Origin of the sequence: Actinomycetospora sp. TBRC 11914 (assembly GCF_012933465.1) — a bacterium.
In the GTDB taxonomy this organism is placed as follows: Bacteria; Actinomycetota; Actinomycetes; order Mycobacteriales; family Pseudonocardiaceae; genus Actinomycetospora.
In genome coordinates this window covers 1-16,861 of sequence record NZ_JABBND010000011.1, presented here as the reverse complement: position 1 = coordinate 16,861, position 16,861 = coordinate 1, and the positions used below count along the sequence as shown (strand labels likewise).

The following is a 16,861-nucleotide window of genomic DNA, read 5'->3' as shown; positions in this document are numbered from 1 at the left end:
GACGTGATCAGCGAGTGGAAGGACGGCCTTCGGCGACCAGGCGCTTCGCCCTGGACCAGGGCACCGAACTCAGGAGAGGGGACCCGGTGAGCGCGAGGGCCGGGAGTGCGGTGGTGGTCGGGGCCGGACCCCTGTTGGTCTGACAGAGTGAAGTGCCTGGGTTGGGCGGCGACTCAGAGCGAGACTCGACGTCGGGGACGCCTCCGTCCGAGTGGAGGCGCAGCGTGGACACAGGGGAACCGCCATGGCCCGCTTGCTCATCGAACACCGCGTAGCGGACTACGAGCGTTGGCTGCAGGCCTTCGACAGCGACCTCAACGCGGACGGCACCGACGGGGACGAGTTCCGGCGAAAGCTCGGTGTTCGGCGCTACCACGTCATGCGCGGCGCGGACGATCCCAACCTCGTCCTGATCGACATGGAGTACGACAGTCCCCAGCAGGCCGAAGCCCACCTCGACACGATGCGGGGCATCTGGGGTCAGGTCGAAGGGAAGGTCATCTTCGGGCCGCAAGGACGGGTCGTGGAGACCACCCGGGAGCGCGAACTCTGAGACCGGCCAGGGTCCGTTCCGAGTGACTGCGGTGGGCGTAGTCAGCGAGTCTCTGTGGGGCTTGCGGCACGGGACGCGGAACCACCACGGAACAGATCGGCGCCCGCAACTCGTTCTGCTCGATCTCGAGAAATCTGCGCGCCGGACGCCTCGTTGTCGGCCCTCGCATTCTCACCATGCAGCCTGTACTCATTGTCGCCAAGAAACAAGTGTATCCCCTCGCGTCAGACAGGAGGAATCATGGCAGGCTCGGACGGTGAGGTCGGCACCGGGACGCAGCGGCAGGGTGGCGACGACGATCACGAGTCTGATTCGAGGTACAGATGGAGTCTTGTCGCCCTCGGTAGCGGATTGGGCGCTGTCATACTCGCGTTTCTCATCGTTGCTCTATTCTGGCGCGGCCCGGACGGCGCGTCCGCTCTGGGGATCGTGGCGAGTCCGATCGCAGCAATGGTGGGCGCCTACTTCGGCATCCAGGTTTCGGCCTCGTCGGCGAAGACAGCTCAGGACGAGGCCAGGGCTGCTCGTGGGCAGTTGGTACAAGCACTGGCGGATCGAGTACACGCAATCGCCGACGCGAAGCTCGCCTACGGAACCTTGGCGGCCAAGGACGCGGAGGCGGCCGACAAGCTTCGGCAGCACCTCACTACCGTTGAATGACCTCGACCGTCCATCGGGCCGACCACCGACGCCGAGAGACGACCAGCCGGTCGGATCGCCGACACCGAGGGTGTCCCGGCGAAATGCTGCTCGCCGGGGTGGAGGACTACAGCATCGACGCCGTGCTGATCCCCGTCCACGACGGCGATCTGGTCGAGGAACCGATGTGCACCGGGGACCTCGGTCCGATCACGGCAGCGCGCGCCGCGCGGCTGAGCGACTGACCGGGGCATGACGCGTCCATGCATCGAAACGCCGGTGCTGTCGGTCGGAGCCGCAGCGCCCACGACCGGTAACCGCTTCGGCGGCGCGCGTGACCGGACCGGTCGCGGCGGTGCAGGCACGTGCTGATGGCCCGTAGACAAGGCCGGACACGCCGCTCCACGCTGTGACGGGGGTCACGAGGAGAGCGAGGGCTCGATGGCAGGGGTGCTGGCGGCGCGGGCTCGCTGGACGCCGCCGGAGGTGACGGCGAGCCGACCGGAAGTCCGACTGGAAGGTCGGCCGAGGTGTTCGATGCCTGGGCCGCCCCACGGTCGGCGCCGACGAGGAGGAGGTCGGCACAGGCGTCTGTTGCTCGATGTCTTTCGTACCGCCGACGGGCGTCTGAAGGGCACCGTGGTCACCGAGTCCGGCCGGCACGAGCATTTCTCCTCCACACTCGACCTACTCCGCATCCTGGAAGATCTCGAACCTGGTCCGGGTCCGGCCCCCGTCGGCGCGGGCGGGTCGGCGCCGTGAGAACCTCGGCGCGGGTGGCCGCGGTGATGGGCGTTGTCTTCTCCGGCCTGTTCGTCGCCGCCCTCGTGCTGATCGACAGAGGGCCGCACCTGGGTGCCCCGGACGCGGTGTACTCGGCGTTCTACGCGAGCAACGGCGACTCGCTGATCGTCGCCGTTGGGCTCTACCTCGTGCCGCTCGCCGGTATCGCTTTCCTCTGGTTCGCGACCGCGGTCCGGTCTGTCCTCGACGCGATCGGTCACGTGCCGTCGGCCATGGCGAACGGCCTGAACCTGCTCTCCGTCGCCCTGTTCGTCAGCATGCTGTTCGCGGGGACCGCCGCTGTCGCGGCGCCCGCGTTCGGGAGCGTCATCGCGAACGCGCCGGTCGTCTCCCCGGACACCGCCCGCGCCCTCGCTGCCCTCGGTTACGGGCTGGTCTTCGTGTTCTCCGTCCGCGGGGCCGGGATGTTCGCGCTGACCACGACCACGTTGCTCCGCGGCGCGGGCGTGCTGGGGAAGGTCCCCTCGGTGATCGCGTACCTCTGCGGGGCCTATCTGCTGCTCACCGCGACCTACCACCCGGCGAGCCTGCTCGTCCTGCCCGCATGGGTGCTGCTCATCTCGGTGGCCCTCGTGCTCCATGAGCGCCGCGAGCAGGCCGCGGACCCTGCCACCCCTGCCGTCGACACGGGCGCGTCGACGGACCCGCGGTCCCTCCGCGATGCCACCAGCGAGACCACGAGGAGCACACCGTGATCACGACCGACCGTCCCGTTCACCCGCTCTCCGAGATCCCGGGTCCGAAGCCGCTGCCGGTGGTCGGCAACGCCCGTGACATCGACACGAAGCGGTTGGTCCAGAGCGTGATGGAGCTGGCGGACCAGTACGGCCGGATCTTCCAGGTCCACAGCCCCGCCGGGGCGATGTACGTCGTCTCCGGACTCGAGATGGTCCAGGACCTGTGCGACGACACCCGCTTCGACAAGCTCGTCGGCACCGGACAGCGCGAGATGCGCCAGACCCACACCAGCGCGGGCCTCTTCACTGCCGACACCGCCGATCCGCTGTGGAAGTCCGCCCACGACATCCTGCTGCCGAGCTTCAGCACCTGGGCGATGAAGGGCTACCTCGACCCGATGGTCGACATCGCCCAGCAGCTCCTGCTCAAGTGGGAGCGCCTCAACCACGACGAGCCGATCGACGTCGCCGCGGACATGACGCGGCTGACCCTCGACACCATCGCGCTCTGCGGGTTCGGGTACCGGTTCAACTCGTTCTACCGCGACTCCCAGCACCCGTTCGTCGAGGCGATGATGGCGACGCTCACCGAGAGCCTCAAGCGCCAGCAGATGCTCCCGGTCCAGATCAAGCTCCGCCGGGGGGCCCAGCGCCGCTTCCTGGCCAACGCGAAGTACATGGACGACACGATCGACGCGATCGTCAAGGAACGGCGGGCGTCCGGCGACCCCGGCACCGACCTGCTCGGCCACATGCTCGTCGGCACCGACAAGCAGGGGAACACGCTGCCCGACCACAACATCGTGGCGCAGTGCGGCACGTTCCTCATCGCCGGGCACGAGACGACGAGCGGGCTCCTGTCGTTCGCCGTCTACTACCTGCTGAAGCACCCCGAGGTCGTCGCCCGCGCCCACGAGGAGGTCGACCGGGTGCTGGGCACCGACCCGGGCGTGGCGCCGACCGTTGCCCAGATCGGTCAGCTCGGCTACGTCCGCCAGATCCTCGACGAGACCCTGCGGCTCTGGCCGACCGCGCCGGCGTTCACCCGGCAGCCGAGGACGGCGGGCGAGACCGTCGGCGGGTACGGCCCGTTCGACCCGGGCACCGGGATCGTGGCGCTCACCCCGATGCTGCATCGGCTCCCGGAGGTCTGGGGCGAGGACGCGCGGGAGTTCAACCCGGATCACGTGGCCTCCGAGCGCCTCGACGCTCTGCCCCCCAACGCCTACCGGCCGTTCGGCTCGGGGCAGCGGGCGTGCATCGGCCGGCAGTTCGCCCTGCAGGAGGCGACCCTCGTGCTCGGCATGCTCCTGCAGCGCTTCGAGCTCGTCGACCACGCGGACTACCAGCTGAAGATCAAGGAGACGCTCACCATCAAGCCGGACGGCCTCACGATCACCATCCGGCCCCGCGAGGGCCGCACGTGGGGATCGGCGCCGCGGCCGGCGGCCGCCGTCGCCGCCGAGCCCCGCGCGCCCGCACTGGCCGTCGCCCCCGCCGACCGGCACGGCACCCCGCTGCTCGTGCTCTTCGGCTCCAACCTGGGCGCCGCCGAGGATCTCGCCGCGCGGATCGCCCGCGACGCCGGTGACCGCGGTTACACCGCGCGCACCGCGGCGCTCGACGAGGCGGTGGGGGAGCTCCCGACCGAGGGCGCCGTGGTCGTCGTGACCTCGTCCTACAACGGGGAGCCGCCGGACAACGCCGGGAAGTTCTGCACCTGGCTCGACGGGAAGTCGGCGTCGGCGGCCGGGGTCAAGTACACGGTCTTCGGCTGCGGCAACCGCGATTGGGCCGCGACCTACCAGGCCGTACCGACGCGAGTGGACGCCGGACTGGAGGCCAAGGGCGGTACGCGGGTCTACCCGCGCGGGGAGGGTGACCAGCGCGGCGACTTCGACGCGCAGTTCGCGGACTGGTACGGCGGGCTGTGGGACGCCCTGGGCGCGGCACTGGGGCTGGACGCGTCGGCGACCGCGACCGAAGGGGCCGGGCCGCGACTCGCCGTGCAGCTCGAGCAGCGGCGAACGGCGAGCCCGGTGCTGCAGTCCTATCGGGGGCAGCCGGCGACCCTGCGTGTGAACCGCGAGCTCACCGCCCACGCGGGCTCGCCGGGGGGCCGCTCGGTGCGCCACCTCGAGATCACGCTGCCGGCCGGGACGACCTACGCGACCGGCGACCACCTCGGTGTGCTGCCCCGCAACCCGATCGGCACGGTCAACCGGGTGATCGCGCGGTTCGGCCTCGACGGCGGCCAGTTCGCCACGATCACCGCCAAGGGCAGCGCGCCGACCCACCTGCTCTGCGGCGAGCCCTACCCTCTGCTCGGGATCCTCGCCGGCAGCGTCGAGCTGCAGGACGTCGCGAGCCGCGCCGGACTGGCGGCCATGGCCGCGTCGATGCCCGAAGGGCCGCAGCGCGACGAGCTCGCGGGGCTCGCCGGCGTCGACGACGAGTCGAAGGCCCGTTACCGCGAGGAGATCGCCAAGCCCCGGCGCACACTGCTGGAGCTGCTCGAGGCGCATCCGGACTGCAACTTGTCGTTCGCGGAGTTCCTCGACCTGCTTCCGCCACTGCGGCCCCGGTTCTACTCGATCTCCTCGTCGCCGCAGGTGTCGGCGGACGTCGCGCTGACCGTCGGGGTGCTCGAGGGCCCCGCCCGCGCCGGCGACGGCTCGATCTATCGCGGTGTCTGCTCGGGACACCTCGAGGAGGTGCCCGAGGGCGGCACGGTGTTCACCTTCGTGCGCAGCCCGGCCGTCACGTTCCGGCCGCCGGCGAACCCGCACGTGCCGATGATCATGGTGGGGGCGGGGACGGGCATGGCGCCCTTCCGCGGGTTCCTGCAGGAGCGCGAGTCGCTGCGTGCCCAAGGCGTGCCGATCGCCCGCTCGCTGATGTTCTTCGGCTGCCGCGACCCCGAGGACGACCTGCTCTACGCCGACGAGCTCGCCGCGTTCGACAAGGCCGGCGTCGCCACGCTGTACCCGGCGTACTCGCGGGTGCCGGGGTACCGCTACCGCTACGTCCAGCACGCGCTCGAGGGCGCGGCCGACGAGGTCTGGGAGGCCATGCAGCAGGATGCGGTCGTCTACGTCTGCGGCAACGCCTCGACGATGGCGCCCGGCGTCCGCGCGGCCCTCGTCGCGGTGTTCCGCGCGAAGACCGGCGCGGGCGAGGCCGACGGCAACGCCTGGCTCGCTGGCCTCCGCGCGTCGAACCGCTACCTCGAGGACATCTGGGGCGAGACCGCGGTGGTGTGAGGCCGCCGAAGGACAACCGGTTCGCCCCGCAGTCCCTGATCGCCCGCTGGGACTCCTGCGAGCTGGCCGGCAGCGTCGCGACCTGGGCCGGCGTGGCCTGTGCGTGCTTCATCGTCGACGCGTCCTCCACTGCCGGCGTGCTTCGAGCGTCTTCAGGTCGGACGGCGCAGGCCGTGGATCAGCCGCCTGAGCACCGACGGCCCGCCCGCGGACGCGGTCGGGTCTGGTCCCACGGTCGCCGCTGCGGTCGGCCCAGGAGCCGTGGGGCTCGAGAGCGGGGGCCTCAGGGCGACGCCGGGCGTCGGGCGCGGGCGCTCGAAGTGGGGATGGTCGAGGGGTTCCGCCTCGGCCGCCTCGTCGAGGTCGGGTCCGGCGTCGGGTTCACCCTCGACCGGGCGCCGATCGGAGGCGAGCGGGGGTGCGACGATGATCGGTGCGGGCATCGGGGCCGGCTCTTCGCCGGTGCCGTCGGCCGAGATCGGAGAAGGCGGCGGCGGCACGGTGACGACCGGAGCGAACGAACTCCGCTGGTTCGGGCCGGGCACCGCCGGCTCGAGCTGACCCTCCGGCGACCTCCGTGCGACGGGCAGGGCCAGATGCGGGGCCAGCAGCTCGACGGTGGTCGTGTTCTCGACGATCGCCTCGGCCGTCCTCGGTCCCTCGGCGTCCGACTCCGTTGTGCTCGCTCGGCCGGTCACGGTCTGGGAGGTGGTCGTCGCCACGGTCGCCGCGGTCGGGGTGCTCGTGTCGGTCCTCGCGCTTGCCCGAGCTCCGGGGGCAGGCGCCGCCTGCCGGGCGGGCGGCACGGAGATCGCGGTCAGCGAGACGTGGCTCTTCGAGGCGACCGGGACCGGAGCCGGGACAACCGTCGGTGGCATCGTCGGGACCACCGGGGTCGGCGGTGCGGGCGGCGGAGGTACGACCGCCGCAGCGTGCGGGGCCGGCGCGGCATCCCGCCGGAGTGGGCCAGGGGGCGCGTCGTGAGCTGTACCGGGGTGAGCACGGTGCACCTCGTCGGCCGGTGGGGGCGGTTGGCTCGGGGAGGGTTCGGTCGTTCTGCTCAGGCCGGTCAGTGCCCCTCGAGACCATGTCAGGTTTCCCTGCGCGCGATTGATCCGCACCGACACCCAGACCGACTCCGGATGTCCGGGACCGGCCAGGACCAGGCGCGAGAGGTGGAATGCGGAAGTGGTGGTCGACACGATGTCCTCGAGCTCGCGGCGACCCTGGTGGGACGTGTCCGCGGCCCGGCGGGCCCGAGCGAGCACCGCACCCGCCGACCCCGGCGGTCCGCCCCACTCGCCCAGGACCCGTTCACCTGCAACGTCCACCACCGCGACGTGTTCCGCTCCGGGGAGAGCGGCGAGCGCCTCGACGTACCGTTCGGCCGGGCTCGGCTCGCCTCTGGGCACGTCGCTGTCCGCGGCAGATGTCGTGTGAACGACCACGCCACCCCTCACTGCTGTCATGGTTGCCGATCATCAGCACACGAGGACCGTCGTCGGTGCGAGGTACCGGTCCCGTCGGGTCTATCGCCCGTAGCGTCCTCGTCGTGACAAGCACAGCGCCAGGGACTCGTGCCGCGCTATCGGTAGCGGCCCCCGCAGACCTCCGACGGGCGCCACCAGGTGCTCACGCTGATCGAGCAATCAGCCGTCGTGGTGGGCCGTGAACACCCGCTCGGAGGTGACGCCTGATCTGCAGCCGCGGGTTCAGCATCCCGACGTGTGGCGGGGGTGCTCGTGAGATCAGCAGGGAACCCTGCGCCATGAGTGAGGACACAGGTCAGTCCGGCCACCTGGAAACACGGATCGTCAACGCGATCGAACTCGCGCGAGCTGAACAAGAACGCTGGCAGGGACAACTCGACGCAGCAACCAGCGAGACCGAGCAGCTCGAGGCGACCGTGCATCTCGCCGCGAGCAACGCTGTGATCGGAGTGCTCGAAGAGATACTCGAACCGGGCACGCGGTCCCAGGGGCAGGAACCGTCGGGCTGACGTACCGCGAGGCGCGTGCCGTGCGATGGTCTGGGCACGTGCTTGCCGTAGCTGGTCGCGGCGGTCGAGGACGCCGTGTGCCGAAGCTCGACCTCGGAACCGGCCGTTCACACGACCAGTGAGGTCTGCACCGTGTACTGCGATGCGCGGTAGACGTGGCGGCCGAGCTCGACCAGCCGGCCGGTGTCGTCGTAGACCAGGCGTTCCATCGTGACCGCCGCGGCGGGCACGTCCTCGCCGAGCAGCGCGGCCTCCTCGGGTTCCAGCAGCCGCGCCCCGATGGTCTGGTGGGCGATCGCGAACGCCACGCCCTGGGCGCGCAGCGTCGCGTAGAGCCCGCGCTCGACCAGGTCGGCGTCGGTGACGGTGAACCGGTCGGGCAGGTAGTTCGTCATGATCGCCAGCGGGTCGCCGTCCGCGCGGCGCAGCCGGCGCAGCCGCACCAGGCCCTCGGCGGCGTCGAGGGCGTCGTCGACGCCGAGCTCGGCCGCGGTGCCGGTGGTGCGCTCGAGCAGCTCGGTGGAGGGCGCGCGGCCGGAGAGCGCCAAGTCGTCGTGGAGACTCGAGAACTTCATGTCGCGGCGGACCGGGGCGCCGACGACCTGGGTGCCGACACCGCGCTTGCGCACCAGCAGGCCCTTGCGCACCAGCTCCTGGATGGCCTGGCGGGCGGTGGGGCGGGCCAGGCCGAGCCGGCCGGTGAGGGCCAGCTCGTTCTCGAGCCGGTCGCCCGGGCGCAGCCGCCCGTCCTGGATGGCGGCCTCGAGGGCCACGGCGAGCTGGTGGTAGAGGGGCACCGGGCTCGAGCGGTCGAGCTGCACGTCGAGCTCGACGGCGTCGGAGGCGGTGGTCATGGCCGCCAGCGTAGCGGTGCGGCTGTCCGTATGACAGTTCGTCTGTATGTCAGGACAAAGTATTGACGTGTCGCCGGACACCCTCTTAACGTCCTCGACATCGCCGCGACATCCCCGGCGACCAGCCCCCACCTCCCGCCGGAGCACCCATGACCACGACCGCACCGCAGGCCCCCGAGGTCCTGACGTTCGGTCGCAGCGGAGTCGACATCTACCCGCTGCAGACCGGGGTCGGGCTCGAGGACGTCGAGTCGTTCGGCAAGTTCCTCGGCGGCACCACGGCCAACGTCGCCGTCGCCGCCTCCCGCCTGGGGCGGCGCGCCGCGATCATCACCGGCGTCGGCGACGACCCCTTCGGTCGCTACGTCCGCCGCGAGCTGCGCCGCCTCGGCGTCGACGACGTCCACGTCGTCGTCGACCCGCACCACCTCACGCCCGTGACGTTCTGCGAGATCTTCCCGCCGGACGACTTCCCGCTGTGGTTCTACCGGCGGCCGACCGCCCCCGACCTGCAGGTCCACACCGCCGACGTCGACCTCGACGCCGTCCGCGGCGCCGACCTGCTCTGGCTCTCGGTGACCGGGCTCTCCGAGGAGCCGAGCCGCCAGACCCACCACGACGTGCTGGAGGCGCGGCAGCGGCGGGGTCACGTCGTCCTCGACCTCGACTACCGCCCGATGTTCTGGCCCGACGCGGCCGCCGCGACGAGCGAGGTGCAGAAGGTCCTCGGCCAGGTCACCGTCGCGGTCGGCAACCGCGAGGAGTGCGAGGTCGCCGTCGGCGAGACCGACCCCGAGCGCGCGGCCGACGCCCTGATCGAGGCCGGGGTCGAGGTCGCGATCGTCAAGCAGGGCCCGCGCGGCGTCCTCGGCAAGACCCGTGCCGGCGAGCGGGTGGAGTCCCCGCCCATCCCCGTCACCCCGCTCAACGGCCTCGGCGCCGGCGACAGCTTCGGCGGCTCGCTGGCCCACGGCCTGCTCGCCGGCTGGGACCTCGCGACGGTGCTGCACCGCGCCAACGCCGCCGGCGCGATCGTCGCCTCCCGCCTCGAGTGCTCCACCGCCATGCCGACCCCCGCCGAGATCGACCACCTCCTCGAGAAGGGCACCCTGCCGTGAGCTTCGCCGCCGGCCACGACGAGGTCCGCGAGATCCGCGCGACGGACCCGGGCCGCGTCACCAAGCTGCTCGCCGCCCGCGCGCGGCGCCCGTTCGTCCCGGCGGACGGCCGGCTGATGATCGTCGCCGCCGACCACCCTGCCCGCGGCGCGCTCTCCGCCGGCGGCCGCGCCGACGCGATGGCCAGCCGCCCCGAGCTGCTCGACCGCCTCGTCGCCGCCCTCGCGCGGCCGGGGGTGGACGGCGTGCTCGCCACCGCCGACATCCTCGAGGACCTCCTGTTGCTCGGCGCCCTCGAGGACAAGGTCGTCATCTCCTCCATGAACCGGGGCGGCCTCGCCGGCGCCGCGTTCGAGATGGACGACCGCATGACCGGCTACGACGTGCGCGGCACCGTCGACGCCGGGTTCGACGGCGCCAAGATGCTCACCCGCATCGACTACGACGATCCGGCCACCGTCGCGACCCTCGAGGCCTGCGCGGAGGCGGTCACCGAGCTCAACCGGGCCCAGCTGGTCGCGATGGTCGAGCCCTTCATCTCGCGCCGCGTGGACGGCAAGGTGGTCAACGACCTCTCGCCCGAGGCCGTGATCCGCTCGGTGCACATCGCCCAGGGCCTCGGGGCCGGCAGCGCCTACACCTGGATGAAGCTGCCCGTCGTCGAGGACATGGCGCGCGTGATGGCGGCGACGACGCTGCCGACGCTGCTGCTCGGCGGCGACCCCGCCACGGCGCCGGAGGAGACCTACGCGTCCTGGCGCGCGGCGCTCGCCCTCCCCGGCGTGCGCGGTCTCATCGTCGGGCGCACGCTGCTCTACCCCGCCGACGACGACGTCGCGGGTGCGGTCGACACCGCGGTGTCGATGGTCCGTCCGGAGGTGGTGCCGGCATGACCGCCTCGCTCCGGCAGGACCTGCACCTGCCCGCCGGCGCCGCGGCGCGCGGCCCGTACGACCTGGAGATCACGCCGGCGACGGCGGGCTGGGCGTGGTCGAGCCTGCGCACGCTGACCCTGCCCGCCGGCGGCGAGCACACGCTCGACACCGGCGACGAGGAGATGATCGTCGTCCCGCTGTCCGGCGGCGCGCACGTCGAGGTCGGGGGAGCGGTGTCCACGCTGGCGGGCCGGCCCGACGTCTTCGCCGGTCCCACCGACGTCGCCTACCTGCCGGTGGGGTCGCGCGCGACGCTCCGGGCCACCGAGGGGACGGCCCGGCTCGCGCTCACCGGGGCGCGCACCGAGCGCGTCCTGCCGTTCCGCTCCGTGGCCGCGGCCGACGTCCCCGTCGAGATCCGCGGCGCCGGACAGGCCACCCGCCAGGTCCGCAACTTCGGGGCGGCCGACGTGTGCGAGGCCGGCAACCTCATCGCCGTCGAGGTGATCACCCCGGGCGGCAACTGGTCGAGCTACCCGGCCCACAAGCACGACGAGGCCTCGGCCCACGAGTCGGAGCTCGAGGAGATCTACTACTACGAGATCACCCCGGGCCCGCACGGCGAGCCCGGCCTCGGGTTCCACCGGACCAGCGCCTCGCCCGCGGGGGAGGTCGACGTGCTCGTCGAGGTCCGCGACCGCGACACCGTCCTCGTCCCCTCGGGCTGGCACGGACCGTGCACCGCCGCCCCCGGCCACGACATGTACTACCTCAACGTCATGGCCGGCCCGGGCGAGCGCGCCTGGAAGATCACCGACCACCCCGACCAGGCCTGGATCCGCGGCACGTGGGCGGACCAGCCGGTGGACCCCCGATTGGGGCGCTCGTCATGACCGACACGATCAGGCTCACCGTCGCCCAGGCGCTCGTCCGCTTCCTCGGCGCGCAGTACTCCGAGCGCGACGGCGTCTCCCGGAAGCTCTTCGCCGGCTGCTTCGGCATCTTCGGCCACGGCAACGTCGCCGGTATCGGGCAGGCGCTGCTCGAGGCCGAGCTCACCGACCCCGACCTGCTGCCCTACGTCCTCGGGCGCAACGAGCAGGCCATGGTGCACTCCGCCGCGGCCTACACCCGGATGCGGGACCGCCTGCAGACCTGGGCGGTCTCGACGAGCGTCGGCCCGGGCGCGACCAACATGGTCACCGGCGCCGCGCTCGCCACGATCAACCGGCTCCCGGTCCTGCTGCTGCCCGCGGACACCTTCGCGGACCGGTCGGCGTCGCCGCTGCTGCAGGAGCTCGAGCTGCCCGGCTCCGGCGACGTCACCGTCAACGACTGCTTCCGCCCGGTCTCGCGGTACTTCGACCGCGTCTGGCGTCCCGAGCAGCTGCCGGCGGCGATGCTCGCCGCGATGCGGGTGCTCACCGACCCGGCCGAGACGGGGGCGGTCACCGTCTGCTTCCCACAGGACGTGCAGGCCCAGGCCCACGACTGGCCGCTCGAGCTGTTCGCGGACCGGGTCTGGCACGTGGCCCGCCCGCTGCCCGAGCGCGCCCGCCTCGCCGAGGCCGCCGCGGTGATCCGCTCCGCCCGCCGACCGGTGGTGGTCGCCGGGGGAGGGGTGCACTACTCCGGGGCCACGGCGGCGCTGGCCGCGTTCTGCGAGGCCACCGGCATCCCGGTCGGGCAGAGCCAGGCCGGCAAGGGCACGCTGCCCTTCGACCACCCGCAGTGTCTCGGCGCGATCGGCTCCACCGGCACCACGGCGGCCAACGCGATCGCCCGCGACGCCGACGTCGTCATCGGGATCGGCACCCGCTACTCCGACTTCACGACGGCGAGCCGCACCGCCTTCCAGGGCGACGGCGTCCGGTTCGTCAACGTCAACGTCGCCGGGCTCGACGTGGTCAAGCACTCCGGGGTCCCGGTCGTCGCCGACGCGCGGGAGACCCTCGAGGGCCTGCGCGCCGCGCTCGCCGGGTGGCGGGCCGACCCGGACTACATCGAGGAGTACCGCCGCCTCGACGCCGAGTGGGCCGCGACGGTGGACGCCGCGTACCACCCGGCGGTCCCGGCCGCGGGCGCCGGCGGCCTGCTCACCCAGGGCGAGGTCATCGGGATGGTCAACGAGCTGACCGATCCCCGCGACGTCGTCGTGTGCGCGGCCGGCTCGATGCCCGGTGACCTGCACAAGCTGTGGCAGACCCGCGACCCCAAGGGCTACCACGTCGAGTACGGCTACTCCTGCATGGGCTACGAGGTCGCCGGCGGCGTCGGGGTGGCCATGGCCTGCCCGGACCGGGACGTCGTCGTCATGGTCGGCGACGGCTCCTACCTGATGATGGCCACCGAGCTGGTCACCGCGGTCCAGGAGCACGTCAAGGTGATCACCGTCCTCGTCCAGAACCACGGCTACGCCTCCATCGGGGCGTTGTCGGAGGAGCTCGGCTCCCAACGGTTCGGCACCCGCTACCGCTACCGCGGCGAGGACGGCCGGCTCGACGGCGAGCGCCTGCCCGTCGACCTCGCCGCCAACGCGGCGTCCCTCGGCGTGCGGGTGCTGCCCGCCCGCACCCCCGACGAGTTCGCGGCCGCTCTGCGCGAGGCGAAGGCGGCCGAGGAGAGCGTCGTCGTCCACGTCGAGACCGACCCGCTCGTCCCCGCCCCGGACTCCCGCTCGTGGTGGGACGTCCCGGTCGCCGAGGTCGCCTCGCTCGAGAGCACCCAGCGCGCCCGCAAGACCTACGACCAGAACAAGGCCACCCAGCGCCCCTTCCTGCAGCCCAGCGACCGTCCCACCGAGGTGACCGAATGAGCAGCATCCGCATCGGGTCCGCCCCCGACTCCTGGGGCGTCTGGTTTCCCGACGACCCCGAGCAGACCACCCCCGAGCGCTTCCTCGCCGAGGTCGCGTCCGCCGGCTACGACGTGATCGAGCTCGGCCCCTACGGCTTCCTGCCCACCGACCCGCAGCGGCTCGCCGACGCGCTGCGCGAGCACGGCCTGCGGGTCTCGGCCGGCACCGTGTTCGAGCACCTGCACCAGCCGGAGTCCTGGGAGCACGTGTGGTCGCAGGTCACCGACGTGGCCGCCCTGACCCGCGCGGTCGGCGGCGAGCACCTCGTCGTCATCCCCGAGCCGTGGCGCGACCACAAGACCGGCGCCCCCAAGGAGGACCGCCGCCTCGACACCGCCGGCTGGGAGCGCCTGACGATCGGGATGGACCGGCTCGGTCGCCGGGTCCTCGAGGAGTACGGCCTGCAGGTCCAGTTCCACTCGCACGCCGACTCCCACGTCGGGTACCAGCAGGAGATCGAGCGCTTCGTCGAGGCCACCGACCCGCGGTACGTGAACCTGTGCCTGGACACCGGCCACGTCTCGTACTACGGCGGCGACAACGTCGCGATCATCCGGAAGTACCCGGAGCGGATCGGCTACCTGCACCTCAAGCAGGTCGACCCGGCGATCGTCGCCCGCGTGGAGGCCGAGGACATCCCGTTCCCCGACGCCGTCCGCCTCGGCGCGATGGTCGAGCCGCCGCACGGGGTGCCCTCGATGCCCGAGGTGCTCGGCGCCGTCGACGAGGCGGGTCTCGACGTCTACGCCATCGTCGAGCAGGACATGTACCCCTGCCCGCCCGACCACCCGCTGCCGATCGCGCAGCGCACCCACACCTACCTGGCCTCGTGCGGCGGCGCGTCCGTCCGCATCGGCCAGCCGGCCTGAGAGGGGCACCCCGTGACCGACGAACTGCGCGTGGCCGTCCTCGGCGTCGGCAAGATGGGCTCGTTCCACGTCGAGAGCCTGTCCCGGCGCACCCGCGGCGCCCGCGTCACCGTGGTCAGCGACTTCGCGGACGAGCAGGCCCACCGCGTCGGCGACCCGGTCGGCGCGCGTGTGGTGGCCGACCCGGCCGCGGCGATCGCGGCCGACGACGTCGACGCCGTCGTCCTCGCGAGCCCCGGGGCGGCCCACGAGGCGCAGGTGCTGGCCTGCCTCGAGGCCGGCAAGCCGGTGCTGTGCGAGAAGCCGCTGACGACCGAGGCCTCGACGGCCGCCGCCGTGTACCGCCGGGAGACGGCGCTGGGCCGCCGGCTCGTCCAGGTCGGCTTCATGCGCCGTTTCGACCACGAGTACGCCGCGCTGCAGCGGATGATCGCCTCCGGTGAGTTGGGCGCGCCGCTGATGCTGCACTGCACCCACCGCAACCCTGCGGTGCCGGACTTCTTCGACTCCGAGTTCATGATCCGCGACTCGGTGGTCCACGAGGCCGACACCGCGCGCTTCCTGCTCGGCGAGGAGATCGCCGCGGTCAGCGTGGTCAAGGGCCGGCCCACCGCCGAGGCACCCGCCGGCGTCTCCGACCCCATGCTCGTGCTGTTCGAGGCCGAGTCCGGCGCCCTGGTAACCGTCGAGATCTTCGTGCGGACCGGGATCGCCTACGAGGTGCGCACCGAGGTCGTCGCCGAGCGCGGCTCGGCCACGATCGGGCTGGACCAGCACCTCGTCACCAAGCGGGTCAGCCCCGACCGCGGAGGCGTGGGCACGTGGGGCGGGACGATCACCCCCGACTTCGTCGCCCGCTTCGGGCAGGCCTACGACGACCAGATGCAGCGCTGGGCCGACGCGGCCCGCCGGGGGATCGCCACCGGCGGCGACGCCGTCGACGGGCCCGGCAGCTGGGACGGCTACGCCGCCGCGGCGGTCTGCGAGGCCGGCGTGGCCGCCGTCGTCAAGGGCGAGCGGATCGAGACCGGAATGGAGGTCCGGGCATGAAGCTCGCCCTGGACGCCCAGATGTTCCACCGCACCCACGCGGTGACCGACCTGCCGGACGCCGTCGCCCGCGCCGGCTACCAGTGGATGGAGCTCTCCCCGAAGGAGGACTTCGTCCCGTTCTTCGCCCACCCGCGCGTCGACTCCGCGACCGTGGCGACGCTGCGCCGCCGCGCGGCCGACGCCGGGGTCGGCATCTCCTCGGTGCTCCCGGTGCTGCGCTGGTCGGGGCCCTCCGAGGACGCCCGGCAGGCCGCCGTCCGCGCGTGGCGGCGGGCCATCCAGATCGCCGTCGACCTCGGCGTGGACACCATGAACACCGAGTTCAACGGTCGGCCCGAGGCCGCCGAGTACGCCGAGGCGATGTTCCTGCGCTCGTTCGACGAGCTCGCGCCGGACTTCGAGCGCGAGGGCATCCGTCTCGTCCTCGAGCCCCACCCCGACGACTTCGTCGAGGACGGCCACGCGGCCGTCGACCTCGTCGCGGGGCTCGACCGGGACTGGGTGTCGTTCCTCTACTGCACCCCGCACACGTTCCACCAGGGCAACGACGCGGCCGGGATCATCGCCCACGCCGGTCCCCGCCTGACCAACGTGCACCTGGCCGACACCCTCGACCACACCGCCTCCGGCGGCCTGCGCTACATCGTCAACCCGCCCGGCTCCACGGTCCGCGTGCACCAGCACGCCCCGATGGGCGCCGGCGAGGTCGACTTCGACGCCGTGTTCGCCGCCCTCGCGGCCACCGGTTTCGACGGCACCCTCACCCACTGCGTCTTCGGGTGGGAGGAGCGCGCCACCGAGATCGTCACCACCGACCGCGATTCGATCACCGCCCTCGTCGCCAAGCACTTCGGCTCGGACACCGTCCTCGAGCCCGCACCCGGAAGGACCCCCCGATGATGGAGACCCTGCAGCACTGGGCCGGCGGCGCCGTGCTGAAGTCGACCGGCGAGCGGCTCGGCGACGTCACCGACCCGGCCACCGGTGAGGTGCGGCGCCAGGTGGCGTTCGCGACCGAGGCCGACGTCGAGGCGGTCGTCGGCGCCGCCCGCGACGCGTTCCCGCGCTGGCGGGACACCTCGCTGACCCGGCGCACGCAGATCGTGTTCCGGTTCCGGGAACTGCTCAACGCCCGGGCCTCCGAGCTCGCGGAGATCCTCACCGCGGAGCACGGCAAGGTCCTCTCCGACGCCGCGGGGGAGGTCGCGCGGGGGCAGGAGGTGGTGGAGTTCGCGTGCGGGATGCCGCACCTGCTCAAGGGCTCGGCCACCGAGAACGCCTCCACCGGGATCGACGTCTCG

At 72.5% G+C, this 16,861-nt stretch carries 15 protein-coding genes; 14 read left to right on the top strand and 1 reads right to left on the bottom strand.

Annotated elements, in window-relative coordinates; translation table 11 throughout:
- The first annotated feature begins 244 nt into the window (after positions 1-244).
- The 6 genes from HH311_RS17340 to HH311_RS17315 all read left to right on the top strand — a co-directional run bounded on the left by HH311_RS17340 (position 245) and on the right by HH311_RS17315 (position 7,935).
- On the top strand, positions 245-553 hold the full coding sequence (locus tag HH311_RS17340) for a hypothetical protein (protein WP_169184942.1): 309 nt from the start codon (positions 245-247) through the stop codon (positions 551-553).
- Positions 554-793: 240 nt separating this feature from the next.
- Positions 794-1,213 (top strand): hypothetical protein, encoded by a 420-nt coding sequence (locus tag HH311_RS17335; protein ID WP_169184941.1) that lies wholly within the window; start codon positions 794-796, stop codon positions 1,211-1,213.
- A gap of 83 nt (positions 1,214-1,296) precedes the next feature.
- A complete protein-coding gene (locus HH311_RS17330; protein ID WP_169184940.1) occupies positions 1,297-1,437 on the top strand; it encodes a hypothetical protein in 141 nt (46 codons plus the stop codon).
- A gap of 513 nt (positions 1,438-1,950) precedes the next feature.
- The gene (locus HH311_RS17325) at positions 1,951-2,691 is read left to right on the top strand and encodes a hypothetical protein (protein WP_211190418.1); all 741 of its coding nucleotides are present in this window, start codon (positions 1,951-1,953) and stop codon (positions 2,689-2,691) included.
- The gene (locus tag HH311_RS17320; RefSeq protein WP_312030212.1) at positions 2,688-5,936 is read left to right on the top strand and encodes a cytochrome P450; all 3,249 of its coding nucleotides are present in this window, start codon (positions 2,688-2,690) and stop codon (positions 5,934-5,936) included. Before HH311_RS17325 ends, HH311_RS17320 begins: the two co-directional genes overlap by 4 nt.
- 1,768 nt (positions 5,937-7,704) lie before the next feature.
- Positions 7,705-7,935: a hypothetical protein gene (locus HH311_RS17315; protein WP_169184939.1), complete on the top strand. Its 231-nt coding sequence runs from the start codon at positions 7,705-7,707 to the stop codon at positions 7,933-7,935.
- A 107-nt stretch (positions 7,936-8,042) separates the two neighbouring features.
- On the opposite strand, the gene HH311_RS17310 is transcribed toward HH311_RS17315, so the two are convergent.
- Positions 8,043-8,789 (bottom strand): GntR family transcriptional regulator, encoded by a 747-nt coding sequence (locus HH311_RS17310; protein ID WP_169184938.1) that lies wholly within the window; start codon positions 8,787-8,789, stop codon positions 8,043-8,045.
- 149 nt (positions 8,790-8,938) lie between these two features.
- Between HH311_RS17310 and iolC the strand changes: the two genes are divergently transcribed.
- The 8 genes from iolC to HH311_RS17270 form a co-directional block, all read left to right on the top strand.
- Entirely contained in the window at positions 8,939-9,907 is a 969-nt protein-coding gene (iolC, locus tag HH311_RS17305; protein WP_169184937.1) for a 5-dehydro-2-deoxygluconokinase, read from the top strand.
- Positions 9,904-10,800, top strand: coding sequence for a class I fructose-bisphosphate aldolase (locus HH311_RS17300; RefSeq protein WP_169184936.1), 897 nt, complete (start codon positions 9,904-9,906; stop codon positions 10,798-10,800). The genes iolC and HH311_RS17300 overlap by 4 nt, the downstream gene beginning before the upstream one ends.
- Positions 10,797-11,675, top strand: a complete 879-nt coding sequence (gene iolB / locus HH311_RS17295; protein ID WP_169184935.1) for a 5-deoxy-glucuronate isomerase — start codon at positions 10,797-10,799, stop codon at positions 11,673-11,675. Before HH311_RS17300 ends, iolB begins: the two co-directional genes overlap by 4 nt.
- Positions 11,672-13,597, top strand: a complete 1,926-nt coding sequence (gene iolD, locus HH311_RS17290) for a 3D-(3,5/4)-trihydroxycyclohexane-1,2-dione acylhydrolase (decyclizing) (RefSeq protein ID WP_169184934.1) — start codon at positions 11,672-11,674, stop codon at positions 13,595-13,597. Before iolB ends, iolD begins: the two co-directional genes overlap by 4 nt.
- Positions 13,594-14,508: a sugar phosphate isomerase/epimerase gene (locus tag HH311_RS17285; RefSeq protein WP_169184933.1), complete on the top strand. Its 915-nt coding sequence runs from the start codon at positions 13,594-13,596 to the stop codon at positions 14,506-14,508. The genes iolD and HH311_RS17285 overlap by 4 nt, the downstream gene beginning before the upstream one ends.
- Before the next feature lie 12 nt (positions 14,509-14,520).
- Complete coding sequence (locus HH311_RS17280; RefSeq protein ID WP_169184932.1) at positions 14,521-15,558, top strand: Gfo/Idh/MocA family protein; 1,038 nt, start codon at positions 14,521-14,523, stop codon at positions 15,556-15,558.
- Positions 15,555-16,460, top strand: a complete 906-nt coding sequence (locus HH311_RS17275; RefSeq protein WP_169184931.1) for a sugar phosphate isomerase/epimerase — start codon at positions 15,555-15,557, stop codon at positions 16,458-16,460. Before HH311_RS17280 ends, HH311_RS17275 begins: the two co-directional genes overlap by 4 nt.
- Positions 16,457-16,861: aldehyde dehydrogenase family protein (locus HH311_RS17270; protein WP_169184930.1), on the top strand; the 405-nt coding region annotated here is incomplete at its 3' end. The genes HH311_RS17275 and HH311_RS17270, both read left to right, overlap by 4 nt.